General features: G+C 33.0%; 23 protein-coding genes, 1 tRNA gene and 1 other RNA gene. 12 read left to right on the top strand and 13 right to left on the bottom strand.

Going from position 1 to position 22,752, the window contains the following annotated elements; genetic code table 11:
• The first annotated feature begins 48 nt into the window (after positions 1-48).
• From ACW9XA_RS04700 to ACW9XA_RS04675, 6 genes are all read left to right on the top strand, one after another.
• Complete coding sequence (locus ACW9XA_RS04700) at positions 49-1,200, top strand: hypothetical protein (protein ID WP_457763227.1); 1,152 nt, start codon at positions 49-51, stop codon at positions 1,198-1,200.
• Between the two features lie 22 nt (positions 1,201-1,222).
• Entirely contained in the window at positions 1,223-1,777 is a 555-nt protein-coding gene (locus tag ACW9XA_RS04695) for a nucleotide exchange factor GrpE (protein WP_457763226.1), read from the top strand.
• Positions 1,778-1,787: 10 nt separating this feature from the next.
• A complete protein-coding gene (dnaK, locus tag ACW9XA_RS04690; protein WP_457763225.1) occupies positions 1,788-3,677 on the top strand; it encodes a molecular chaperone DnaK in 1,890 nt (629 codons plus the stop codon).
• 48 nt (positions 3,678-3,725) lie between these two features.
• On the top strand, positions 3,726-4,784 hold the full coding sequence (gene dnaJ / locus ACW9XA_RS04685) for a molecular chaperone DnaJ (protein WP_457763224.1): 1,059 nt from the start codon (positions 3,726-3,728) through the stop codon (positions 4,782-4,784).
• A 9-nt stretch (positions 4,785-4,793) separates the two neighbouring features.
• Positions 4,794-5,333 carry a 5' nucleotidase, NT5C type gene (locus ACW9XA_RS04680; protein WP_457763259.1) on the top strand — a complete coding sequence of 180 codons (540 nt, stop codon included), beginning with the start codon at positions 4,794-4,796 and terminating at the stop codon, positions 5,331-5,333.
• Between the two features lie 235 nt (positions 5,334-5,568).
• Positions 5,569-5,653 (top strand) — tRNA-Leu (locus tag ACW9XA_RS04675).
• 5 nt (positions 5,654-5,658) lie between these two features.
• Here the strand turns inward: ACW9XA_RS04675 and gatE are convergent.
• The 3 genes from gatE to ACW9XA_RS04660 are packed head-to-tail and all read right to left on the bottom strand — an operon-like array spanning position 5,659 to position 11,090.
• Positions 5,659-7,569 (bottom strand): Glu-tRNA(Gln) amidotransferase subunit GatE, encoded by a 1,911-nt coding sequence (gene gatE / locus ACW9XA_RS04670; RefSeq protein ID WP_457763223.1) that lies wholly within the window; start codon positions 7,567-7,569, stop codon positions 5,659-5,661.
• Positions 7,570-7,581: 12 nt separating this feature from the next.
• Positions 7,582-8,871 (bottom strand): Glu-tRNA(Gln) amidotransferase subunit GatD, encoded by a 1,290-nt coding sequence (gene gatD, locus ACW9XA_RS04665; RefSeq protein WP_457763222.1) that lies wholly within the window; start codon positions 8,869-8,871, stop codon positions 7,582-7,584.
• A gap of 32 nt (positions 8,872-8,903) precedes the next feature.
• Positions 8,904-11,090, bottom strand: coding sequence for a CDC48 family AAA ATPase (locus ACW9XA_RS04660; RefSeq protein WP_300323704.1), 2,187 nt, complete (start codon positions 11,088-11,090; stop codon positions 8,904-8,906).
• A gap of 105 nt (positions 11,091-11,195) precedes the next feature.
• On the opposite strand from ACW9XA_RS04660, the gene ACW9XA_RS04655 reads away from it, so the two are divergent.
• Together ACW9XA_RS04655 and ACW9XA_RS04650 are read left to right on the top strand one after the other, a co-directional pair.
• On the top strand, positions 11,196-11,930 hold the full coding sequence (locus tag ACW9XA_RS04655; RefSeq protein WP_300323701.1) for a 50S ribosomal protein L2: 735 nt from the start codon (positions 11,196-11,198) through the stop codon (positions 11,928-11,930).
• A 49-nt stretch (positions 11,931-11,979) separates the two neighbouring features.
• On the top strand, positions 11,980-12,258 hold the full coding sequence (locus tag ACW9XA_RS04650) for an acylphosphatase (protein WP_457763221.1): 279 nt from the start codon (positions 11,980-11,982) through the stop codon (positions 12,256-12,258).
• Here ACW9XA_RS04650 and ACW9XA_RS04645 read toward each other — a convergent pair.
• The 4 genes from ACW9XA_RS04645 to ACW9XA_RS04630 form a co-directional block, all read right to left on the bottom strand.
• A complete protein-coding gene (locus tag ACW9XA_RS04645) occupies positions 12,255-12,587 on the bottom strand; it encodes a hypothetical protein (RefSeq protein ID WP_457763220.1) in 333 nt (110 codons plus the stop codon). The genes ACW9XA_RS04650 and ACW9XA_RS04645 overlap by 4 nt on opposite strands.
• Positions 12,588-12,618: 31 nt before the next feature.
• An RNA gene (ffs, locus tag ACW9XA_RS04640) (signal recognition particle sRNA) lies at positions 12,619-12,929 on the bottom strand.
• Positions 12,930-12,962: 33 nt separating this feature from the next.
• A complete protein-coding gene (locus ACW9XA_RS04635) occupies positions 12,963-13,877 on the bottom strand; it encodes a TIGR00269 family protein (RefSeq protein ID WP_457763219.1) in 915 nt (304 codons plus the stop codon).
• Between the two features lie 42 nt (positions 13,878-13,919).
• Positions 13,920-15,071 (bottom strand): site-2 protease family protein, encoded by a 1,152-nt coding sequence (locus ACW9XA_RS04630; protein ID WP_457763218.1) that lies wholly within the window; start codon positions 15,069-15,071, stop codon positions 13,920-13,922.
• Between the two features lie 88 nt (positions 15,072-15,159).
• Here ACW9XA_RS04630 and cutA point away from each other — a divergent pair, with 88 nt between their 5' ends.
• Entirely contained in the window at positions 15,160-15,471 is a 312-nt protein-coding gene (gene cutA, locus ACW9XA_RS04625) for a divalent-cation tolerance protein CutA (protein ID WP_300323686.1), read from the top strand.
• On the opposite strand, the gene ACW9XA_RS04620 is transcribed toward cutA, so the two are convergent.
• Both ACW9XA_RS04620 and ACW9XA_RS04615 read right to left on the bottom strand, forming a co-directional pair.
• The gene (locus tag ACW9XA_RS04620; protein WP_457763217.1) at positions 15,468-16,520 is read right to left on the bottom strand and encodes a pelota family protein; all 1,053 of its coding nucleotides are present in this window, start codon (positions 16,518-16,520) and stop codon (positions 15,468-15,470) included. The genes cutA and ACW9XA_RS04620 overlap by 4 nt on opposite strands.
• 32 nt (positions 16,521-16,552) lie before the next feature.
• Entirely contained in the window at positions 16,553-16,966 is a 414-nt protein-coding gene (locus tag ACW9XA_RS04615; protein WP_457763216.1) for a hypothetical protein, read from the bottom strand.
• A gap of 171 nt (positions 16,967-17,137) precedes the next feature.
• Here ACW9XA_RS04615 and ACW9XA_RS04610 point away from each other — a divergent pair, with 171 nt between their 5' ends.
• Entirely contained in the window at positions 17,138-17,557 is a 420-nt protein-coding gene (locus ACW9XA_RS04610) for a secondary thiamine-phosphate synthase enzyme YjbQ (protein ID WP_457763215.1), read from the top strand.
• Here ACW9XA_RS04610 and ACW9XA_RS04605 read toward each other — a convergent pair whose 3' ends face one another.
• The 3 genes from ACW9XA_RS04605 to ACW9XA_RS04595 are packed head-to-tail and all read right to left on the bottom strand — an operon-like array spanning position 17,558 to position 18,990.
• Entirely contained in the window at positions 17,558-17,722 is a 165-nt protein-coding gene (locus tag ACW9XA_RS04605; protein ID WP_457760885.1) for a hypothetical protein, read from the bottom strand.
• 49 nt (positions 17,723-17,771) lie between these two features.
• Positions 17,772-18,221, bottom strand: coding sequence for a metal-dependent transcriptional regulator (locus tag ACW9XA_RS04600; protein ID WP_457763214.1), 450 nt, complete (start codon positions 18,219-18,221; stop codon positions 17,772-17,774).
• Position 18,222: 1 nt separating this feature from the next.
• Positions 18,223-18,990 (bottom strand): TrmB family transcriptional regulator, encoded by a 768-nt coding sequence (locus tag ACW9XA_RS04595; RefSeq protein ID WP_457763213.1) that lies wholly within the window; start codon positions 18,988-18,990, stop codon positions 18,223-18,225.
• Between the two features lie 116 nt (positions 18,991-19,106).
• Between ACW9XA_RS04595 and tes the strand changes: the two genes are divergently transcribed.
• Entirely contained in the window at positions 19,107-20,771 is a 1,665-nt protein-coding gene (tes, locus tag ACW9XA_RS04590; protein ID WP_179361020.1) for a tetraether lipid synthase Tes, read from the top strand.
• Between the two features lie 51 nt (positions 20,772-20,822).
• Positions 20,823-21,773, top strand: a complete 951-nt coding sequence (locus tag ACW9XA_RS04585) for a glycosyltransferase family 4 protein (RefSeq protein ID WP_457763212.1) — start codon at positions 20,823-20,825, stop codon at positions 21,771-21,773.
• Here the strand turns inward: ACW9XA_RS04585 and ACW9XA_RS04580 are convergent.
• Entirely contained in the window at positions 21,762-22,676 is a 915-nt protein-coding gene (locus tag ACW9XA_RS04580) for an NAD-dependent epimerase/dehydratase family protein (RefSeq protein ID WP_457763211.1), read from the bottom strand. The genes ACW9XA_RS04585 and ACW9XA_RS04580 overlap by 12 nt on opposite strands.
• Between the last annotated feature and the right edge of the window lie 76 nt (positions 22,677-22,752).

Here is a 22,752-nt window from a genome sequence, read left to right as displayed (position 1 = left end):
TAGTAAGTTCAATAAGTTTTTCTTAGTCTAATACTAGCTGTAAATATAATGGGAGGAGCAAAAGTAGTTGTTTATGGCCTTAGTACTGAAGGATATGCTATCGCATCCCAAATGGCAATCAAAGGAGCAGATGTCTATATCATTGATGAATCAACACCTTCTGCAATTTCACTCAAAGCTGAAATTGCAAAAACATATCCAAATGTCTCTTCTCTGAAAGAAGATGAACCTTTACTAGCTATGGAACCAATAGATGTTGCAATTTCTAAAGCACAATATCTATTCTTTACTCCTAGAATAAGAAAAACTGGACAAGATATCAAAACTGAAATTCATTCAAAATTCAAGGATGCAGTTTCTTCAATGAAAAAGAACAGCTCAGTAATTTTTACTCTTCCAACAGGATTTGGGGGTAACAATGAAAATATTTCATTACTTGAACATGTAACTGGTCTTGAAACTGGAAAGCATATATCATATTTTTATTACCCTCTAGAAGATCTTAAGGAACAACCGAAAATCATCGGTTCATTTAATGGAAAAGCGGATCCTGTTTTATCTGAACTTCTCACGGTAGGTAAAAAAGAGAAAAAATTTGTAGCAATTTCATCATCAGAACATTTTCATGCAATTGATGTTCTATCTAGATTTTCTAGTTTATGTAGTGTTTTAGAAGTTTGTAAATATGCTCAAGACGATGTTACTAAAAATGATCTTTCATCAGATGATTTTCAAGAAACATTCTTAGATAATATGGTTAGTGGGTTATTTGATTTGAAATCTTTAGGCTCTTCTTTTGAAGGAGCAAATACACTCATGTATCTAATTAATGGAAGTGTTAAAGGAATTGATGGTTACATAAAACGATTAATAGATGAAATTCGTTCAACACTAAAGAAAAATGATCTTAAAGCAAGTAGAACTAAGATTGCATTATCTTGGACACTTGATCAACATGCAATGCGTGGAGATAAAATTGAAATGCTACAAAACTTAACATCGAGGTTACGTGATTATATAGGTGATGTCGAAGCGTATGAAGACCCAAACTTTGATCTATTTCATAGTGATAAAACTACGATTGTAGTAGCATGTTCGAAATCTGATTTTGACAATATAGAAAAAACTAAACAAGACTCTAATCTAATTATTGTCAAAGCTAATCCTTTATGTGAAACAATCAATAATAGTATAAATTAGCTAAATTATTGTTTTAATTGAATTGTCTAGTGAATCTAACTCTGATGACATTCCAATTAATGTCATCACTGAAAATCAAACAGAAAATAATGAATCTAAAACATATTCAAAATCAAGCGTAAAAGAACTTTCTGAATTGTTGTCTTTGGAAAAACAAAAATCATCTGAATATGAAGGAAAATTAAAACTTGCATTAGCAGACTATCAAAATCTTAGTAGAAAAACTCAAACTGATATTGAAAATGGAGTTAATTCAAAAATTAATGAATTTGCATTGGATTTTCTAAAAATTTATGATGATTTTGTTAGAGCAAAAGAAGTTTTCTCTGAAAGTAAAGTTAATTCTGAAGGTTTAGATTCTATTTTAAAAAATATGGATTCTTTATTGAAAAAATATCAAATTGAACCAATTGAAGCATTGGGAGAAATTTTTAATCCCAATTTTCATGAGGCAATATCAATTATCAATGATCCAGATTTAGATGATAACACAATTACAAAAGAGATCAGGAAAGGATATATTTCTCATGAGAGAGTTATAAGACCGACATTAGTAGAAATTTCAAAAAAAGGATGATGATAAAAAAATGACTAAAATTATTGGAATTGATTTAGGAACAAGCAACTCTGCAGCAGCAGTAGTTATGGGTGGAAAACCAACTATTATCCCTGCAGCTGAAGGTGCAACTGTTGGAGGCAAAGCATTTCCATCTGTGGTGGCATTTTCCAAAGATGGCGATCTTTTGGTCGGAGAACCTGCACGAAGACAAGCAGTAACTAATCCGGATAGAACAATTGTAGCGGCTAAACGAAAAATGGGCTCAGATCATACTTTTAAAATTCTTGATAAAGAATACAAACCTCAACAAATTTCAGCATTTATTTTACAAAAAATCAAAAAAGATGCTGAGGCGTTTATAGGCGAACCTGTTCAAAAAGCAGTAATTACTGTCCCTGCATATTTTGACGATAATCAACGTCAGGCAACAAAGGATGCTGGAACCATAGCTGGACTTGATGTTGTTAGAATAATTAACGAACCAACTGCAGCATCATTGGCATTTGGATTAGATAAATCAAAAGAAGACATGAAAATACTCGTCTTTGATTTTGGTGGAGGTACATTAGATGTGACCATCATGGAAATGGGTGGAGGTGTTTTTGAGGTTCTTAGCACATCTGGTGACACTCAATTGGGTGGAACAGATATGGATAAAGTTCTAATTGATTTTATTGTTGATGAATTCAAGAAAAAAGAAGGCGTTGATCTCACTCAAGATTCAACTGCAATGACAAGAATTAGGGAAGCTTCTGAAAAAGCAAAAATTGAATTATCTACAGTTATGGAAACTGATGTCAATTTACCATTCATTGCACATGATCCATCATCAGGCGCTAAAAATTTAGAATTAAGGATTACAAGAGCAAAATTAGATGAATTAATCGGACCAATTGTTGAACGATGTAAGCCTTCAGTACTCAAAGCATTAGAAGATGCAAAGCTTTCAAATTCTGATATTAGTAAAATCGTAATGGTCGGTGGACCAACAAGGATTCCACTAGTAAAAAAATTTGTTAGTCAGTTAATTGGACAAGAATCTGAATCTGGCGTAGATCCTATGGAAGCTGTAGCCATGGGAGCAGCAATTCAGGCAGGAATTATTGCTGGAGATGTTAGCAGTGATATTGTTTTACTTGATGTTACTCCACTCACATTAGGAATAGAAACTTTAGGTGGTGTGCGAGAGCCACTAATTGAAAGAAATACTACCATACCAACTTCTAAGAGTAAAGTTTTCACTACTGCAGCTGATAATCAAACAGCAGTTACTATTCATGTTGTTCAAGGTGAAAGACCAATGGCAACAGACAACGTTTCTTTGGGAAGCTTTAATCTTACCGATTTGCCACCTGCTCCAAGAGGAATTCCCCAAATTGAAGTAAAATTTGATATTGATGCAAACGGAATTATCAATGTTACAGCAAAAGATCTTGGAACACAAAAAGAAGCTAAAATTACAATAGAATCTACTTCAAAATTATCTAAAGAAGAAATTGAAAAACTAAAAGAAGATGCAGAAAAATTCTCTGATGAAGACAAAAAGAAGAAAGAAAAAATTGATTTGAGAAATGAAGCAGAAAGTTATATTTACACTACAGAAAAACTGGTCAATCATGATCTTAAAGATAAAATTTCACAAGAACAAGGAATCAAAATCACCGATGCTGTGAAAGAAGTCAGAGAAGTTTTAGATAAAGAACCAGAAGAATTGAAGCCTAAACTTGAGACATTACAAACGTTGGTAAATGAAATTACTACAGAACTTTACAAAAATGCCTCGCCTCAACAAGGCGCAGATGGACAACAAGGCGCAGATGGACAACAAGGCGCAGATGGACAACAAGGCGCAGATGGACAACAAGGCGCAGATGGACATTCTGAATCATCTCAAACCGATCAAACAAAATCTAACTGAGATCCAAATTCAATCATTTATACTGTAATTATGATAAAGGTATGATTCATGGCTGCAAAACGAGATTATTATGAAGTTTTAGGTGTTTCAAAAACATCCACACCGGATGAAATTAAGCAACAATATAGAAAATTAGCACTAAAATTTCACCCTGACCGTAACAAATCTTCAGAAGCAGCAGAACATTTCAAAGAAATTTCTGAAGCATATGCAGTAATTTCAGATCCTGAAAAAAAACAAATCTATGATCAACATGGACATGCAGGTGTAGATGGCAGATATTCCACAGATGATATTTTTCAAGGAGCACAAGGTGGAGGATTTGATTCAATTTTTGAATCTATTTTTGGTCGTGGAGGTGGAGGATTTGGGTTTAATCAACAACAACGAGGTTCAGATATCCTTTATCAAACCTCTGTGACTTTAGAAGATGTTCTTCATGGTAAAAAAATGGAAATTAGTTTACAAAAACAAATTCAATGTGATATTTGTAATGGTTCTGGTGCTAAACCTGGTACCAATAAAAAAACATGTACAACATGTAATGGTCAAGGACAAGTTAGACAAACTCGTAATATGGGATTTGCTTCATTTGTAACTGCCGCACCTTGTTCTGCTTGTCGAGGTCAAGGATCAATAATTGAAACTCCTTGTAATGAATGTAAAGGACAAGGAAAGAAAAAAGGAACAAAAATAGTAACCTTTGACATTCCTCCTGGAATTGATTCAGGTGATTATACAGTTCCTGATGAAGGAAATGAGATTCCTGATGGAGTAAATGGTGATTTAATTATTAGAGTAAGAGTTCAACCTCATTCTAAATTCAATAGAGATGGAAAAGATATTTTTTATGATCATGATATTTCTATGATTGATGCTGCCTTAGGTTGTGAAATTACGGTTCCAACATTAGAGGGAACAGAAAAAATTAAAGTTGATTCTGGTAGTCAACCAAATACAATTATCAAACTAAAAGGAAAAGGTGTACCACACATTAATTCAAGAGGAAAAGGTGATCAGTTTGTTAGAATTGTAGTAAATGTGCCTAAAAAACTCAATAAACATCAAAAAAATCTCTTAGATGAATTTAGAAAAGTAAGTGACTAAATGACTGAAATGAAAATTGCCTTGGATGTTGATGGCGTACTTGCAGATGTGATCATATCCTGGATGAATTATAGTAATTCTATTAGGCAAAAAATAACTAAAAATCAAATAACAAATTGGGAATTTTGGAAAGAATTCCAAATAAATCCATTTGATTTTTATGCTGAACTTAGTTTATGTTGGAAAAACTGGATGTCAATACCTACCACAGAAAAAAACTTGCCATCTATTACAAAATCTCTATCTTCTATTGGTCAAGTGGATGTTGTTACTGCAAGAGAACGTTCTACTGATTCATTTGTAAAATCTTGGTTAGATTATCATGATATATCATACAATAATTATGTCTCAGTAATTGATGGTCCTATGAAGGCAGAACTAGATTATGATGTATTTATTGATGATTCACCACTAAATGTAGAAAAATTTCTAACAAATAACAAAAAAGTGATTTTGTATTCACAACCTTGGAATGAACATGTTTCTGATGATCAAATAATTCGAGTTTCTAATCTTTCTGAAGCAATAGAAAAAATTAAACTCATTTGATTTTTTCAAATTTTCTAATGTTTACTTGATGACCGTTTCTGACATGTGAGGAATGTGATGTGTTTATTAATTCACCAATTTTGTCTTCTGTATAGAATTTTACATTATACCGTCCTAGTATTTTTTTGCAATTTGAACAATAAACTTCTCTAAATTCCATTTTATCTCTTGATTAATTTTGTATGTGTGTTTCATATAATAAAGAAACTTATTCTAGATCTCAAGATTTTTCTATGCGGGAGTCACCCAGCCTGGTCAACGGTGTAAGGTTCAGATCCTTATCTTTTAGGAGTTCGTGGGTTCAAATCCCACTTCCCGCACCTATCTAGAATATACTATCTAATTTTTTCTTGATGTTTTTTAAAAGAAGTTTGTTAATTGTTTCACCAGAAGCTTTACCTCTTAACTCCTTCATGACAATTCCCATCAGTGGTCCAATTGCTCTTTCTTTTTGATTTTTAATTATCTCTTCATTATTGTTTACAATATCTTCGATTATTTTTTCTAAATCATCTTCATTAACAGATTGTATTGATGTGTTTTTCATAGCTTCTTCTACAGTTTTTGCTTTTCCAGCCATTATATTTTCAAATATTATTTCAATCGATTCTTTGGCAATTTTTCTTTTTTCTAATAATTGAAATAATTTGAAGATTTCTTCATTACTTAATAAATTAGAGTCCAATCCACTTCTTTCCAAATTTGTAATTGAAGAACAAAGAATTGATGCAACAAATGTTGGATTAATGCTAATATCTTCAACAATTCTTTCAAATAATACAATATATCGTGAATCAAAAATCTGTTCTGCAAGTTGAGGATTAATTTTGTATTTGTTTTCTAAATCTTTTATAGAATCATCCCAAGATTTTGGTACGTTTTTTTCAGATTGTGTTAATTCTTCTTTTGTAATGATTATTGGTGGAATGTCTGTTTCAGGATACATTCTTGCAGATCCTGGTCTTGGTCTAAGAAATTTTGTTTCTCCTGTCTGGGTAGCTAATCTTGTATCTATTGGAATACCTGTGTCTCTAATGTACTCAATTCTTAAAATAATTTGTTTTACAACAGTATCCACTTTTTCGTCAGGTGCTGCCAAAATTAAAAATCCGTCATTTTCTTTAATTCCTATGGATTTTTTAAATTCATCCAAATCTGATTCCTCGACTCCGTAATTAGGAAGCTCATCTGAATGAAATACTCCGCCTATTCCAAAAAATCTTACTAATTCTGCCACTTCTTTTCCTAATCTAATTCCTTCATATGGTAAAAATCCAAATATTCCGGCCATGTTTTTAAAATGTATTGCAATAATTTTCTGATTTTTCTTTATCGCATTTTGAATAATCTTTGATTTGCATTTTAAAAATAATTTTGTAACGTCTTTTTTATTCTCATTATCAAATTTCCAATTTCTTTCTTGAATTTTTTCTGAGATTACTAACAAACCATGTTGTCTTTTAGCCTCATATTCCACAACTTTTTCTAATTGATCTAATTGTTGAACCCCTTTAACCTCAATTACAACACCACCTCCATCTTTAATTGAAATATTAACATCTTGCCTGATTGATCCTTGTCCTCTTTTCACTTTTTTTGTACTTCGTAAAATTCTTCCTAGAGATAATGCAATTTTTTTAATTTCGGTTAATTCTACTTCAAAAGGTTCTGTTGCAATTTCAATCAATGGAATTCCTAATCTTTCTAGGCCAAATTTTCTTGTGGAACCCTCTTCACCCAATATTTTTGCTGCATCCTCTTCTAAACAAATTGATTGAATTCCTATTTTTTTATCTCCTGCATTGTAAAACCCCCCTTGTGAAATTAACATAGTACGTTGAAATCCTGTTGTATTGGAACCATCGATTACTGTTTTTCTCATAGGATAGATCTCACTAAAAACATGTGATTTTAAAGCAGAAGAAATTACTAGAGCAATTTTTCTTGCATCTTCATCTAATTCATGTGGAGGCTCTTCATCTTGTTCTACTAAACAGCTACTTTGAGGGTTGGCATAATACATTATTGTTTTAGATTTTGTACTTTCAAATAATGCGGCAGGATCAAATTCACCTAACTCACTTTTAGATACTCGTAATTTTCTTTGGAATTTAATTGAATATTCGTCTGATTCAATAGGGGTACAATTACAGAATAATTTTTTATTCGTTGCAAGCTGCTGATGAATTTCTAATCCAACTTTGACACCTACATCTTTGATTGAAAATTTCTCCATTTTGATTCCTAATTATACAGAAAATTCAGATGCAATTCTATTAAGCATGTTTTTCTTAATTTCGTCTAGGTTTTCAGTATTTCCAGTAACCCACATTGCTTTGACTAGTGCAATTTCTGGAATCATGTTTTCTAAAGGAATTATTCCTAAATCAAGTAAATCTCTACCGCTTTCATAAACTGTCATTCTGACTCTTCCATCTATACATTGAGAGGTCATTCCCATAAAGATGCGTTTTTCATTTCCCATTTTTACCATTGAATACATGTTTTTTCCAATATGTCCTAGTCCGGTACCTTCAAAAATTATTGCTTTATAGTCAGAATCTATAATATTTTTTAATAAAGATGGGTCGTATCCTGGATGATACTTCACTAGTGCAACTTTTTCATTTATTTTGATCTTAGGTTCAAATTTTTTAGATGTAAAAAAATCTGTTTTCATATTATCATGAATTTCATTATTTACAATTAAAAATGCAGGATCATCTCCAATTGTTTGGAATGCTCCTCTTTTGCTTGTATGGTTTTTTCTTACTCTTGTACCAAGATGACATGCAATTGTTTCGTCATTTTCATCTTGATGCATTACAATATAGATTCCATTTGTTTTACATTCAGTTAGAAATTTTGTAGCTCCAATTAGATTTAATGCAGCATCTGATGATGCCCGATCTGATGATCTTTGTGAACCTACTAGTGCTATTGGTATTGGAAAACCTGCAAGTGAAAAAGAAAGATAAGATGATGTGTAATGCATTGTATCTGTACCATGTGCAATAATAATTCCTGAATATTCAGATTTAGAATATTCTTTTAATGTTTCAGCAATTTTTAACCAATGTTCAGGCATAATATTTTCTGAATACTCTGAAAAGAGTACTTTTGTGTCAATATTTGCAATTTCTGCCAACTCTGGAACAGACGAATTCAATTCCTCAGCTGTTAATACTGGCGTAACTGCACCTGTTCTATAATCAATTTTACTTGCAATGGTACCCCCTGTTGATAATAACAGGATATTTGGCAAAGTCTCATTTTTTTCAATTCTTTCATTTTTTTCTGTTATTTTTTCTAAAGATGGATTTTTTTCAATCGTTTCAATTTTTGTGATCTCTAAACCAATATTGTATCCGCTCTTTAATTTTAAAACAATATGTTTGTCATCACTGTGTTCATATCTTGGCATAATTATGCCTGAATACCTTATATCCGCTAAAATTTTAACAGAATCTCCAATTGAAAGATGGTTTGTTTTTAGAAATTCTAATGATTTTCCATCATAGCCTGTATATTGTGACATTTATGAGGATTAGATTCGTAATTTAATTAAAACTATCTGTAATAGGAAGCTACTAATTTTTCTCCCATCTTAAGGTCTTTTTGCTCTCTTACTTTCTTAACTGCTTCTTCAAAGTGTTTCATCGTAACTTTGGCATCTATTGAAGTTTTTTCTATGTCTTTTACATCTGGATGTGAGTCTAAGAATTCATGAATTACTAGAGATACTGCGGTGTTTGCAATGGATGCTGTATCTGCTCCACTGAGTCCGTCAGTAATGTCTGCAAGTTTATCGAAATCAATGTGATTAGGATCACTTTTTTCACTAATAGTTGGAATCTTTTCAGCGTTAATTACCAATATGCTCTTTCTGCTTTCTTTATCTGGAAGTGGAATCTGAATAATTTTATCAAATCTTCCTGGTCTTAACAATGCTGGATCAATCATGTCTGCTCTATTTGTTGCAGCTAATACGATGACGCCATGCATGTTTTCCATTCCATCTAATTCTGTTAGTAATTGACTGACAACCCTTTCTGTTACTGCTGTTTCACCACCAGCTCCTCTGATAGGTGCAATAGAATCAATTTCATCAAAGAATACAACACATGGTGCTGATTGTCGTGCACGTTTGAAAATTTCTCTTATTCCTCTTTCTGATTCTCCAACCCATTTTGATAAGAGTTCAGGACCTCTAACTGAAACAAAATTAGCTTCACTTTGAGTAGCTACTGCTTTTGCAAGTAATGTTTTACCGGTACCACTAGGACCATGAAGTAATATTCCTCTTGGCATCCTGTGACCTAGTTTATCGTAAAGACCTGGATATTTCATTGGCCATTCTACAGCTTCCTGTAATTCTCGTTTGACATCTTCTAACCCTCCGACATCTTCCCATTTCACATCTGGATTTTCAATGAATACTTCTCGCATGCCTGATGGTGTTACTTCAATCAATGCTTTCTGGAAATCGTCATGATTTACAATTAGTTTGTCTAGTGTTTCTGGTGGGAGTTTCTCTTCTTCTAGATTTAAAACAGGTAATAATCTTCTCAAGCATTTCATTGCTGCTTCTTTACATAGATATTCCAAATCTGCACCAACATATCCATGGCTGACAGATGATATTTTATCTAAATTAACATCTTCACCTAAAGGCATATTTCTGCTGTGGATTGCAAGAATGTCTTTTCTTCCTTTTTTATCTGGAACTTTAATCTCAATTTCTCTATCAAATCTTCCTGGTCTTCTAAGTGCAGGATCAATTGCATTTGGTCTATTTGTTGCAGAGATGACAATTACTTTACCTCTTGCTTCTAATCCGTCCATTAATGATAACATTTGAGAAACTACTCTTCTTTCAACTTCACCAGTAACTTCTTCTCTTTTTGGAGCAATAGAATCAATTTCATCAACAAAGATGATTGATGGAGCCTTTTCTCTTGCTTCTTTGAAAATTTCTCTTAGTCTTGCTTCACTTTCACCATAGAACTTACTCATGATTTCTGGACCTGATATACTAATGAAATGTGCATTACTTTCATTTGCTACTGCTTTTGCAAGTAATGTTTTACCAGTACCTGGTGGACCATACAATAATACTCCTTTTGGAGCTTCAATACCTAATTTTTCAAAAATTTCTGGATGTCTTAATGGGAGCTCAATCATCTCTCTTACTTTTTTAATCTCATTTGAAATTCCACCAATGTCTTCATAGGTTACTTGTGGAACTCCACGTAATGTTTCTCCTTTTTCTGCAATGTGGAAAACAGTTTTTTGAGTTACTAAAACAGCATCAGCTGCTGGATTGACTCCGATTACTTGAAAAGTTAAACGTCCACCAAAATATGGAACCATTACATTATCTCCTTTGATCAAAGGAACACTCTCTAATGCATCTGCAAGATATCTTTCATCTATTGGAGGAATTGCTTCTAGTGGTGCAACTACTACTTTTTCTGCAGCTACAGCTTTTATTTTTCTAACAGAAATTGTATCACCAATAGCAATTCCTGAATTATTTCTTCCTAGTCCATCAATTCTGATAATTCCTTTTCCTTCATCTGAAGGATAAAGTGGTAGACATTTTGCTACTGTTCTTCTTTTGCCTTTAATTTCAATTACATCGCCTGTAGAGGCATTTAATGTATCCATAGAATCATAATCAATTCTTGCTACTCCTCGTCCAACATCTCTTGTATATGCTTCAAGAACTTTGAGAGAAAGAGCATTTTGACTCATACTCAATGGCCTCAATTCTAATTTTTATACCTTTGTGGTAATTTCTCTAACTAACAGTAAGAATACCACAAGCTTAAAATTCTCTTTAGGTCGGAAACGATCAACTTGGGTAAGAGACCATTAGTTCGAAGACGAGGCCGAGGAGGCAATCAATTTAGATCTACTTCTACTGGTAAAGTAGGAGTAAAAGCCAATTATCCACGTTTTCCACTAGCAGAACAACATGAGGGTGAAATTATTGATCTTGTTCACGAACGTGGTAGGGAAGCACCCTTAGCCAAAGTTAGATTTGAAGATGGTTCTGTTTCATTTGTACCTGCAGTTCTTGGAACTACCGTTGGTACAACTTTACAATTTGGGTTAAAATCACAAATAGAAAAAGGAAATGTCATTAGTGTTCAAAATATTCCTGATGGTACAATTGTATGTAATATTGAAAAGCACTTTGGAGATGGCGGTGCAATTGTAAAATCAGCAGGTACTAATGCAACTGTTTTCTCACATGGTGATGATGGTGTTACTGTAAAACTTCCCTCAGGAAAGTTTACTACTCTAAATCCTAAAAACAGAGCAATGATTGGTACTCTTGCCGGTGGTGGAGCTAGTGAAAGACACTTTATGAGTGCAGGTAACAAGTGGCGTAGTTTTAAAGCTAAAGGAAAGAAGTATCCTATTGTTAGAGGTGTTGCTCAAGCAGCTTACGTTCACCCACACGGTGGTGGTCGTCATCAACACGTTGGACAAAGTTCTACAGTCTCAAGAGATGCTCCTCCTGGTGCAAAGGTAGGTAGCATTGCTGCACGAAAGACTGGTAGAGCAAGAATTAAAGAAAGAAAGTAGTTTTCTTTTAACCTAAAATTGATTAATAGCTCTAAGAAATATTTTCATAGTGTCAAATTATCGTGTTAGACTCTTTGTTACTGGAAAAGTACAAGGTGTTTTTTTCCGTCAGTCTCTCAAAGTCATGGCAAAAAAAAATAATGTTTTTGGTTGGGTTAAAAATCTCAAAGATGGTAGAGTAGAAGCCGTTCTAGAAGGTGATGAAGAAAATATTAGCAGAATTATAGAATGGGCTCATGGAGGGCCTGCTAATGCAAGAGTTGAGGATGTAGAGATACGTAATGAAAAATTTGCCGCAGAATTTTCTAAATTTGATGTGTTATACTAGTGAATTTCTTCAAATGCGTTTTTAATGATTTGAGTGCATTCTAAAATTTCATGATCTTTTTTAATCTGAATTATCTGCATTGGTTCTTTTCTGCTTTTTTGGATTTTAATGATAATTCCTTCTCTTACAGGTTCAACATCTGCAAACCATCTAAATGTCATTGATTTACAAAAAACCACTCTATGCATTCTAACATCTTCAATTACTTTATCCCCTAATGAAAAACAAAATTCTCTTATTGAATCAAATAAAGGCAGTAATGAACTGGGAATTTGTTTTTTAAAGTCCTCATAACTTCTTTTATTCCCAAATGAGATAATTCCTTCCATAAATTTGAAAATCTGATTTTAATTATTAAGGTAGTAGATCTGCTGGCTCCAGTCTAGACGAATAGCCCCATTTCAAGGCATACAAGATCCGCCACGTTGACGAGGAAGCGTGGATGCTCCACCTTAGGATTGCTCCCTCCCGGACCTCATCCCTTTCGATGGTTCGGTCTTAGAAGTTATCCCTTCGGATATTTCTAGTCCTGCAACCACCCGCCTCGGCGTGATTTCATTTCCGCACACCAAGCGGGAATTACCCTTCTAGAGATTTACCCAACAGTTGCTGATCTCTGCATTAGCCGGTTTCAGAATAGGGCACGGCTGGCACCCTGATCCTACCTACTACCATTTTTCCTAAGAAAGTATGTTATATTTGCATTAGGTTTGATTTTCTTTTAGTTTTAAAACTACACTGCACACTGAGCATACATTACCTGTACAATCATTTCCACATTTTTCGCATTTTATTTTCTCTTTTGAATTTGAATTCTTTACTGTCTGTGAAATTTTGAGAATTGATTGATAAAAATTATTTTTAATTCCACTATGTTGATTTTCTAATGAATTTAAAAATTCACGAATTTCTGTTCTTATTCCTTCATTCATGTGTGGACAAGGTTCTGATTGAAATGGCATATTATTTGTAAAAGCATAAAATACAATTTCAGATTCATAAATTTCACAGAATGGCTTTATTTTTCTCAAATCATTTGTAGAAGTATCAGGATCCATCCAACCAACCTTTGTGGTGTCTCCTGAAAGCATGTTAATCACAAATGTTTGCAATGTATCATCTAAGTTATGCCCTGTGGCAATTACATCGGCACCTATATCTTTGGCTGCATGATCAATGGCTCTTCTTCTTAACGTGCCACAAATTGAACAAGATGAAGTTTTTTCATTTTCTCTCAAGTCTAATGCTTCATCAAGTGTTAATTCAAACAGATCCTTGTAAGAATAAACTTTATGCTCTACATTAAGTTCAGAACAAAACTTTTCAACTATTTCTAATGCTTCATTTCTATATCCTGGAATCCCTTCATCAATAGTTATTGCTATTATTCTAAAACTATGAGTTAATGCCATTTCATTAATGATTTTTAATAATGCTAGAGAATCTTTTCCTCCTGACACTGCAACTGCAACTAATTCATTATGTTTTATCATATTGTATTTTGAAATAGTTTTTGCAGTTTTTCTTACAATTGACCTTGAGAAACATTGTGAACAAAGCCTTTCTCCAGAGTATTTTCTTGTATATGCTGGAGGATTTTCACATCTGTCACATTTCATAAAATGAATTGATTTTTTTCATTAATGATTCTTTAGGTGATTTTAGATTGTAAACCATCCAGATTTCAAATATGACAAGGCAATATTGAGGCCAAATAATACAAAGGTGAATGCATAGATTCCCCACATTACGATATTGACTGATTTGTCTGAAATTCTTTTATCAATAATTGTGTGAATGAATTTTCCTCCATCCAAAATTGGCAATGGTAGCATGTTGATGATTCCAATGAAAAATGAAATCATCCATAGCCATAGGAAGAACATTGAAACATTTGGATCATTCCATTCTATGAAATTCATTATGGGTTTGTATGCAAATGAATTGTCTCTCATTATGCCAATCAGGCCTCTTTCAGGATCTTCCGGTGCAGACATTATTTCTACACCAAAGTTCAATGTTTGACCATCTCTGATTACTGAAACACTTGCAGTTTCTCCAGGACTAAGAACAGGAAAATCAACTGGACTGTATATCGGTATGTCATTAATTGAAGTAATGATATCATTTGCAAGCAATCCTGCTTGCTCAGCACCAGAGTTCTCTATTATAGAAAGTATCAAAACTCCTTCAGGTAGTTCATAAAATACACTCAAAAGTGGTTCTGGTAATACCATTGCAAAAAATGGATTTGTTAACAAAATAGCACCCAACACAAATGCAAACATTACATTTGATGTAGCACCTGCTCCAATCACTCTTAATTTTGAAATCTTTTTGGCTTTTTCAAATTCTTCTTCATCAGGCTCTACAAATCCTGCAAACATTGCAATAAATATTGCAAATCCACCAGTTTTGATTTTAATTTTTTCTAGAGCTGCTACAATACCATGCGCTCCTTCATGAATTACAAGTACGATGGGTATAGATAGCAAAAAGTATGTAATTGATGATGCAGACGTTAATGTAACTCCTGGAATCAATACTGTCAATTCTGAAAATTCTGATTGTGCAACAAAAAAGTTTGATACATTATTTAGCAAAAACCAAAATGCAAAGGCCATCATAATAAAACCTGCAATCACACTTGTGTCTGCAAAAACCCTAATCCCTCGTTTTGTTCGACCTAATATTTTTATGAGAACTTGATTAACTCCCTTGTTTTTGTATACTAGACTGTATGCTTTTAATTCAAAACCATATTTTTCTAATTTGAGAGCTTTTGCAATTACAATAATGACTACCCATGCCATTAAGACATAGATTATAGAATTCTGGGTAATAAAATCAAGTTCCAAACTAATTGTTAATTTTTTAAGGTACGGTCATTTATCGTTTACTATGAAACTAGTTGTAATTATCTCAACATACCCTGACAAAAAATCAATCTCTAAAATTGCAAATCAGCTTGTAAAAAATAAAACAGTTGCTTGTGTCAATATTTCTAAAATATCCTCAATTTATTCCTGGAAGGGTAAAGTAGAAAACTCATCAGAATACATTGCTATTTTTAAAACTGTTCCAAAAAACAAGAGTCTATTAAAAAAGAAAATTAAAGAAACTCATCCTTATGATGTTCCTGAAATAGCTGAAATCGATGTTAATTCAATTAATAATTCTTATCTGAAATGGGTAATAGAGTCAACAAACTAAGATTCTACTGGATATCGTAACAAAGAAACAATTCCACCCAAACCTGTCACTCTAAGACCAATGTCTGTAGATGAATCTACACTGTAAATTGTCACTCCTTTATTTTCTGCATCATTTAAAAAATCCATCATTGCCTGTTCGTCATTTTCCTGAATTGCTCTGTCAGAAAATACCAGTGATTCAACTGCTCCCATCTGATTGGCGTTAAATGTTTCATTATACCCCATAGTAAATTTCCTACTTTTCTTGTTTGCAAGAATCATTACTTCATCAATTATTGATGATGCTCTGGCTAATTTGCTGTCTGACATTATTTCTTGCATTGCTTGGGATTTTGTAAATGTGTAAATTCCATCTTCTCCACCAGAATCAATCCCATCGACCACTTGAATTTTGTATTTTTGTAATTTTTGTGATTTTTCAACAAAATTTGCGAATCTCTTTTTTGTTTCACCAGGACCAAAGATAACTATTGTATCTCCCTCTTTGAAAATACTTGACACTGCTTGTAACACTTGATCAAAGAATTTTTCAATATTAAAATTAGTTTTGTATCTTTTTCCGCCAGAACCTGAATAGATATTTGGCATAAATTCCAAATGAGTACCTCTTAACCTTGCAATCCCACTATCACTTGTGTCAATTGCAACTAGAACAAAACTGACTTGGTTATTAGTTGATTCTAAAAGTTTTTTTTCAATTGGTAACCATTTTTTCTTTGAAATTGTAATTCCATCATTAAGTTTGAGAATAAAAGAATGATGTGAGCCATGAGGAACTGATTCGTTACTTGATTCAGAAATTGTACCGCCTACTCTTAATCTATCTAGAACACCGTCAAGTGAAATTTTTTCCACAATTAATGCAATCCTGACTTTGATTCTCTCACCTTTATCCGGTCTTGAATAATCTCTATCTTGTTTTAGCACTCTTGTTGTATCTCCAATCACTTTATCATTTTCTTTGATTATGCGCCGTAAATTCAAAAGATCTTCAGAATCTTCTGGTATGACAGACATTGAATTTTCATCTATTTCTTTTGTAATCATGATATTATTCTAATTCACAAAAAGAAAAGAGTTTAGCTTGTTTCTTCAGTTTTTGTTTCTTGTGATTTCTTTTTCAGATAATTTTCAACCCATTCTAAAGTTAGAACACCTGATTCAGACAAATTTGTAAGAGAGTTTGCAGATGCTTCCCCTGTCACTTTTCCACTGTTTTTTCTAATTTGTCTCCATTTGAGAGATGTATTTCCACTTTTTGAATTATAGATTATTCCTAAGATATCTTTAGCATTGACAAATGTGATGTCTCTAATTTTTTTTAAAGTAACTTTATCTGCTGCTTCTACATAGATTGCTCCTAGACTATCTTCTCTTTCTGCAAAAACCTCAAAATCTTCCAAATAAGCTCTTGGTGCATAAGATTTGCAAGTACTAGAGATGACAAATCTTCTAAAACTTTCCAATGAGGCAGGAGTGTCTATTGCAACCATTTTGAAAGAATGAACTATTGGCCATTTATCAAGCTTCTTGAAAGACTCAATAGGAATCCGCTTGAAACATGCCTTGCAGGCCATGATGTACCTATCCCTTTGATTGATGATGAGGATCTTGAGTTCTGAGCCTGCATTAGGATTTTAATGGATGGAATTTCAAATAGAAATATGAAATCTCTAACTGAATATTTGACATTTGAAGTTACAACTAGAAGAGCCTTTGTCAATATAACATCTGATGTAAGAAAATTGGTTACAAAAAGCAAAATTCAGGATGGCCTCTGCCTAGTCAATGCAATGCATATCACTGCAAGTGTTTTCATTAATGACAATGAGGGTGGATTACTACATGATTATGAAAAATGGTTAGAAGGATTAGCTCCGCATGAACCGATTAGACAATATGATCATAACAAAACTGGGGAGGATAATGCAGATGCTCATTTGAAACGACAAGTAATGGGACGAGAAGTCGTTGTTGCCATTACTAATGGCAAATTAGATTTTGGACCATGGGAAGAAATTTTCTATGGTGAATTTGATGGAAAAAGACCAAAAAGAGTTTTAGTTAAAATTATTGGCGAATAACTATCCAAAGTCTGCATCACGTTTTTGACTTTGTGATTCGTTCTTTCTTGCTGCATCTCTGAATTCATCATTGTGGTTTTGAGGTCCGTGTCCGCATTTTACACATGCAATTTTGAATCCGTCATCATTTTTTTCATATGTCTCACAGCCACAGAAACATGCCATGATTGAATATAATTTCTAAGATGATATATCTTTTGGGTTATAATTTCAGTTATGCAGATTTACAACATTCGCCCATTGGAATTTCGTGATCATGTGGACATTTTCTTGGATGTTTTAACATTATACATAGGGCATCTGTGAATTGTTTATTCATGTGATGTTCAATTCCACATACCATCTCTTCATCAATTTCTACCTTTAATGCACTATCCATTAGAACCTCTAACAGTCTGCTGTTTCTCATCATGCTTGAACCTATTCTTTCACCATCATCTGTAAGCTTTACACCTGCTTTGTTGTAATTTACAAGATTTTTACTATTTAGTTTTTTTAACATCTGAACAACACTAGGCTGTCTTACATTGAGCATCTTTGCAATGGTGCTAATTTTAACATCTTCTCCTCTTTCTTTTATGTGCCAAATTGCTTTGAGATACATCTCTACATGTTCAGCTTCTGCAGTTCCTACGAACAATGCTTCTTCATCTAATGCATCCATGTTACACCTTCTTTGAATCTTTTAATAAGTATTCAAAATATTGACGTGCAAATCCTGCCAATCCTGTATGATCTGCCCATATTGCAACAACTTCTGAGGAATTTACACCTCCTATTTCTGGACCTAAAAGAATTACAACATATCTTTTATCTGAAATTATACCTCCTCCAAACAATCCTTTCTTGATTGTTACAGTGGCTACTCGTTTGATTGCTTTAATTGATTCCTTATCCATCTTATCTGATGTTAGAATTGTAATCTCTACACCTTTATCATGAAGTGATCTTAATTTTGGCAATGCTTGTTTTACAAGCTCCACTCCTGCCTCAGGCAATGCAATCATTACTTCATTTCTACAAGTCTCTACCATCTCTAAAATTTTAGCTGCAATGTTTACTGCACCAGATAAAACCCAAATGTCTGGCCTTTCACTGGTACCACTTTTCTCATACAATGGAACTAATTCATTTAAGATAACATTTTGATTCTGTGAAAAATCAGTTTCCATTTTTTGTTTTGTAGTTTCTAGACCTGTAGATGGAGACTTTGCAAAGTATTTTGTTGGTCTTGAATCATCTGAACCAATCCAACCTTTTTCTTCCAAAGTTCCCAATACTTCATAAATTTTTGAGTATGGTACTCCTGATTTTTGACTAAGATCTGATGCTGTCAATTCCCCTGATTTGAGTAAAGCTGAAAATGTTCTAATTTCATAACTGGTAAGACCAATTTTTTCCAATGCCTTTCTTGTTTTATCTGAAATGCTCATCTGCGATCTAGTCGATCAGTTTTGATATTTAAATCAGGTATGCCTACCTCCTAAATTCCACCCGGGGGCAAGTATGAAATCGATTATATACTATCCCAGAAAAATTTGAATTACATATGGCACTAATTCAGATATCAAATCAATCAACTAAAAATTTAGGTAAAAAATCCACAATTAGATTCACTCAAAGCATCTGTCCAGACTGCAATATGATTCTAGATGCTGAAGTCTTTGAGAGAGACAATCAAGTCTTCATGTCAAAGGTATGTCCAACGCACGGTGAATGTGAGGAATTATACTTTGGCTCTTATGAAATGTACAAGAAATTCAGTACATACTGGATGGATGGCAAAGGCGCTCATTCTCCAAACGTAATGATTGACAAGTGTTCATGTCCAAATAACTGTGGATTATGCTCAAACCACTTATCACACAGTGGACTAGCAAACATGATTGTAACTAACAGATGTGACTTGACATGCTGGTACTGTTTCTTTTATGTAAAGAAAGGCCTTGAAGGCGCTTACATGTACGAGCCAGATCATACACAAGTTAGAGGCATGATGAAGACTCTCAGAGCTGAGAGACCAATTCCAGGAAACTCTATGCAAATTACTGGTGGTGAACCCATGCTTAGAGAAGATATTGCTGATGTTATCAAAATTATGAAAGAAGAAGGCGTTGACCATATTCAAATGAACACAAATGGTATCAGACACGCAATGGATCCAGAAGCTGCAAGAGAAGTAAGACTTGCTGGATGTAACAACTTGTACCTTTCATTTGACGGTGTAACTGCAAGAACAAACCCAAAGAACCATTGGGAAATTCCATATGCACTTGACAGTTGCAGAAAAACAGGTACTACTGTAGTATTTGTTCCAACAGTAATCAAATCAATCAATGATCATGAATTAGGTGGAATTATCAGATATGCACAAAAGAACATGGATGTAGTACATGCTGTAAATTTCCAACCAGTATCACTAACTGGTAGAATGGGCAAATCCGAACGTGAAAAATATAGAATTACAGTTCCTGACTGTGTTCAAAGAATCGAAGAGCAAACAAACGGTGAAGTAACTGTTGATGACTGGTTCCCAGTTCCAAGTTGTATGCCCCTAACTAATGTAATTGAAGCATTCTCAAGCAAACCGAAATACGAATTATCTATTCACTTTGCTTGTGGTGCAGGAACATACATCTTTGAGGATGCAGATACAAAGAAGTTCGTTCCATTAACAAAGTTCTGTGACATTCAAGGAATGTTAGAATTATTTGAAGATAAAGCAGAGGAAATCCGTTCTGGTAAAAACAAGTACTTTACAATGCTTGAAGTTGTAAGAAAACTCAAAGGCTTTGTTGATACAAAGAAGCAACCTGCAGGATTAGACTTGGCAAAGATGTTTGGTAACATACTCATGAAGAGATCATTTGATTCAGTTGGTTCATGGCACGTCAAAGGGTTATTCCTTGGCATGATGCATTTCCAAGACAAATACAATGAAGACTTGGAAAGACTTCAAAGATGTGATATTCACTATGTAACTCCAGACCTTAGAATAGTTCCATTCTGTGCATTCAATGTAATTCCAGAATGGTATAGAGATAGAATCCAAAAGAAATATTCTATCACTGTAGAGGAATGGGAAGAAAGAGAAGGCGTCAAATTAGAAGATGGCCTGTACAGAGGTCTTATGAGACGTGGAGCAGGTGATGAACTTGCTGCTGGCTGTGCAAAGAGTCAGATGTTCCATGATGCTGCTCAAGCAACAATGTAAATCTGATTTTTTAATCCAAGACCTTAAAAGGTCTAGAAATTATTTTGTTTTGTGAAATTTCTTTTTATCTCGCCTAGATATTCTGGAGGAATTGGCGGGCATGCATCAATGCTTGCAAATCAATTACAAAATTCTGGACATAATGTTAAAAAAATGAAAACACCTCATATTCCAATAAAAAATCTAAAAAATCCAAGTTATGCAATATTTGGAGCATTAAAAGGCATGATTGATCGAGAAGATTACGATATTATTCATGGTTTCAATGTTCCCTCTGCATTTGCTATGCATTATGCAAATGGAAAGAAAAAAGTCCTTTCTGTTCATGGGGTTTTTAGTGATCAAGTTAAAACAATACATTCTTCAGCAACAAGTTTTATTGCGACAAATGTTGAATCACGAGTTTTGAAATGGGCAGATATACTAACTACTGATTCAAAAACATCTCAAATTGAATATAAAAAAAAACTAGATCTAAATTTTGAATATTTACCATCTCCAATTGATACTGAAATGTTTAAACAAGTTCCAGAAGTAAAAAAATCAAATAATCAGATTGCGTTTATTGGGAGGAATAGTTTTGAAAAAGGAATTGATATACTAAAAAATATCGAATCTAAAATTAATGGAAAGGTAGTTTATTGTGTAAACAAACCTTGGGAAGAAACAATGAAAATACTAAAGTCATCTACAATACTAGTTGTTCCTTCTAGAATGGAAAGTCTTCCAACTGTAATAAAAGAAGCATTTTATCTAAAAATCCCTGTGATAGCAACATCAGTAGGTGGAATTCCAGAATTAATTAAAAATAATGAAAATGGACTATTAACAGAATCTGAAAATTCTGTTATGTTATTAGAAAAAATTAACCAATTATTATCTGATCCATCTTTTCAACAAAAACTCTCTTCAAATGGATATGATTTTGTTATGAATAATTTTACATGGAAAACAATCTTGCCTAAATATATAAAATTCTATGAAAATTTGTTAAGAGCATGACTCTTTAACCATTAATTTTTTTAAACCCTCCTCCAATTCTATTTCATAATTCCATTCTATTTTTTCTTTGGAATGAGTTGTATCTGCTTGACTTTTTTCTATATCTCCTGGTAACTCTTTATCAAAAACTGGCTCAATCTTTTTACCAGAAATCTTGATCATTAGTTTTGCTAATTTCAAAATTGAAATTGATTTACCTGTACCTATATTCAAAAAATCTTGAGAAATATTGGATTCCATAGATTTTACATTTGCTTTTGCAACATCTTCTACAGAAATAAAATCTCTAATTTGATTGCCCTTACCATAAATGATTGGAGGTAAATCATTATCAATTTTTTTCATAAATTGTGTTATGACTCCTGCATATGATCCAGTTTGGCCTTTTCCATACACATTGAAGTATCTTAATCCAATTATGCTTACTTTATCATTCCAAAACTGTTGAGTTAACTTTTCTTTTTCTACTTTTGTTTGTCCATATGGGTTAATAGGATTTTTTTCAAAATTTTCTTTAATAGGAATTTCATTAACGTTTCCATATATGCTTGAACTGCTTGCAAAAACAACTTTGACATTCAATTTTTTTGCTATTTTGAAGATATTTTTTGTTCCATTAACATTAACATCATAATATTCTTCTGGTTTTTCAAAAGATTCTGGAACAACTGTTAATGCTGCTTGATGAAAAATTCCATCAATATCTTGAATATTCTGATTTAATTCTTCAAAATTTCTAATGTCAATTTTATTAAATGAAATCTTTTCTTTTACTTCTTTTAATCTTGAAAGATTACCTGTATGAAGATTATCTATAATGGAGACATCATGTCCTTTTTTTATTAATAATTTTACAATACTACTTCCAATAAAACCTGCACCCCCTGTTACTACATATTTCATGATTTGTGTCATTTTAATTGATTTTTTAAATTTTGGTAAATAATGATTAAAAAAGTAAATAATCAGGTAAATTTGG

The sequence above is a fragment of the Candidatus Nitrosopumilus sp. bin_6a genome, assembly GCF_054095695.1.
This window is presented reverse-complemented; position numbering and strand designations above follow the sequence as displayed.

Coding starts and splice junctions, on each gene's coding strand:
- ACW9XA_RS04700 (WP_457763227.1), top strand. CDS start 49: ATGGGAGGAGCAAAAGTAGTTGTTTATGGCCTTAGTACTGAAGGATAT.
- dnaK (WP_457763225.1), top strand. CDS start 1,788: ATGACTAAAATTATTGGAATTGATTTAGGAACAAGCAACTCTGCAGCA.
- dnaJ (WP_457763224.1), top strand. CDS start 3,726: ATGGCTGCAAAACGAGATTATTATGAAGTTTTAGGTGTTTCAAAAACA.
- ACW9XA_RS04680 (WP_457763259.1), top strand. CDS start 4,794: ATGAAAATTGCCTTGGATGTTGATGGCGTACTTGCAGATGTGATCATA.
- gatE (WP_457763223.1), bottom strand. CDS start 7,569: ATGGAGAAATTTTCAATCAAAGATGTAGGTGTCAAAGTTGGATTAGAA.
- gatD (WP_457763222.1), bottom strand. CDS start 8,871: ATGTCACAATATACAGGCTATGATGGAAAATCATTAGAATTTCTAAAA.
- ACW9XA_RS04660 (WP_300323704.1), bottom strand. CDS start 11,090: ATGAGTCAAAATGCTCTTTCTCTCAAAGTTCTTGAAGCATATACAAGA.
- ACW9XA_RS04645 (WP_457763220.1), bottom strand. CDS start 12,587: ATGGAAGGAATTATCTCATTTGGGAATAAAAGAAGTTATGAGGACTTT.
- ACW9XA_RS04635 (WP_457763219.1), bottom strand. CDS start 13,877: ATGAAATGTGACAGATGTGAAAATCCTCCAGCATATACAAGAAAATAC.
- ACW9XA_RS04630 (WP_457763218.1), bottom strand. CDS start 15,071: ATGGCATGGGTAGTCATTATTGTAATTGCAAAAGCTCTCAAATTAGAA.
- cutA (WP_300323686.1), top strand. CDS start 15,160: ATGAAACTAGTTGTAATTATCTCAACATACCCTGACAAAAAATCAATC.
- ACW9XA_RS04620 (WP_457763217.1), bottom strand. CDS start 16,520: ATGATTACAAAAGAAATAGATGAAAATTCAATGTCTGTCATACCAGAA.
- ACW9XA_RS04615 (WP_457763216.1), bottom strand. CDS start 16,966: ATGGTTGCAATAGACACTCCTGCCTCATTGGAAAGTTTTAGAAGATTT.
- ACW9XA_RS04610 (WP_457763215.1), top strand. CDS start 17,138: ATGAAATCTCTAACTGAATATTTGACATTTGAAGTTACAACTAGAAGA.
- ACW9XA_RS04605 (WP_457760885.1), bottom strand. CDS start 17,722: ATGGCATGTTTCTGTGGCTGTGAGACATATGAAAAAAATGATGACGGA.
- ACW9XA_RS04600 (WP_457763214.1), bottom strand. CDS start 18,221: ATGGATGCATTAGATGAAGAAGCATTGTTCGTAGGAACTGCAGAAGCT.
- ACW9XA_RS04595 (WP_457763213.1), bottom strand. CDS start 18,990: ATGAGCATTTCAGATAAAACAAGAAAGGCATTGGAAAAAATTGGTCTT.
- tes (WP_179361020.1), top strand. CDS start 19,107: ATGGCACTAATTCAGATATCAAATCAATCAACTAAAAATTTAGGTAAA.
- ACW9XA_RS04580 (WP_457763211.1), bottom strand. CDS start 22,676: ATGAAATATGTAGTAACAGGGGGTGCAGGTTTTATTGGAAGTAGTATT.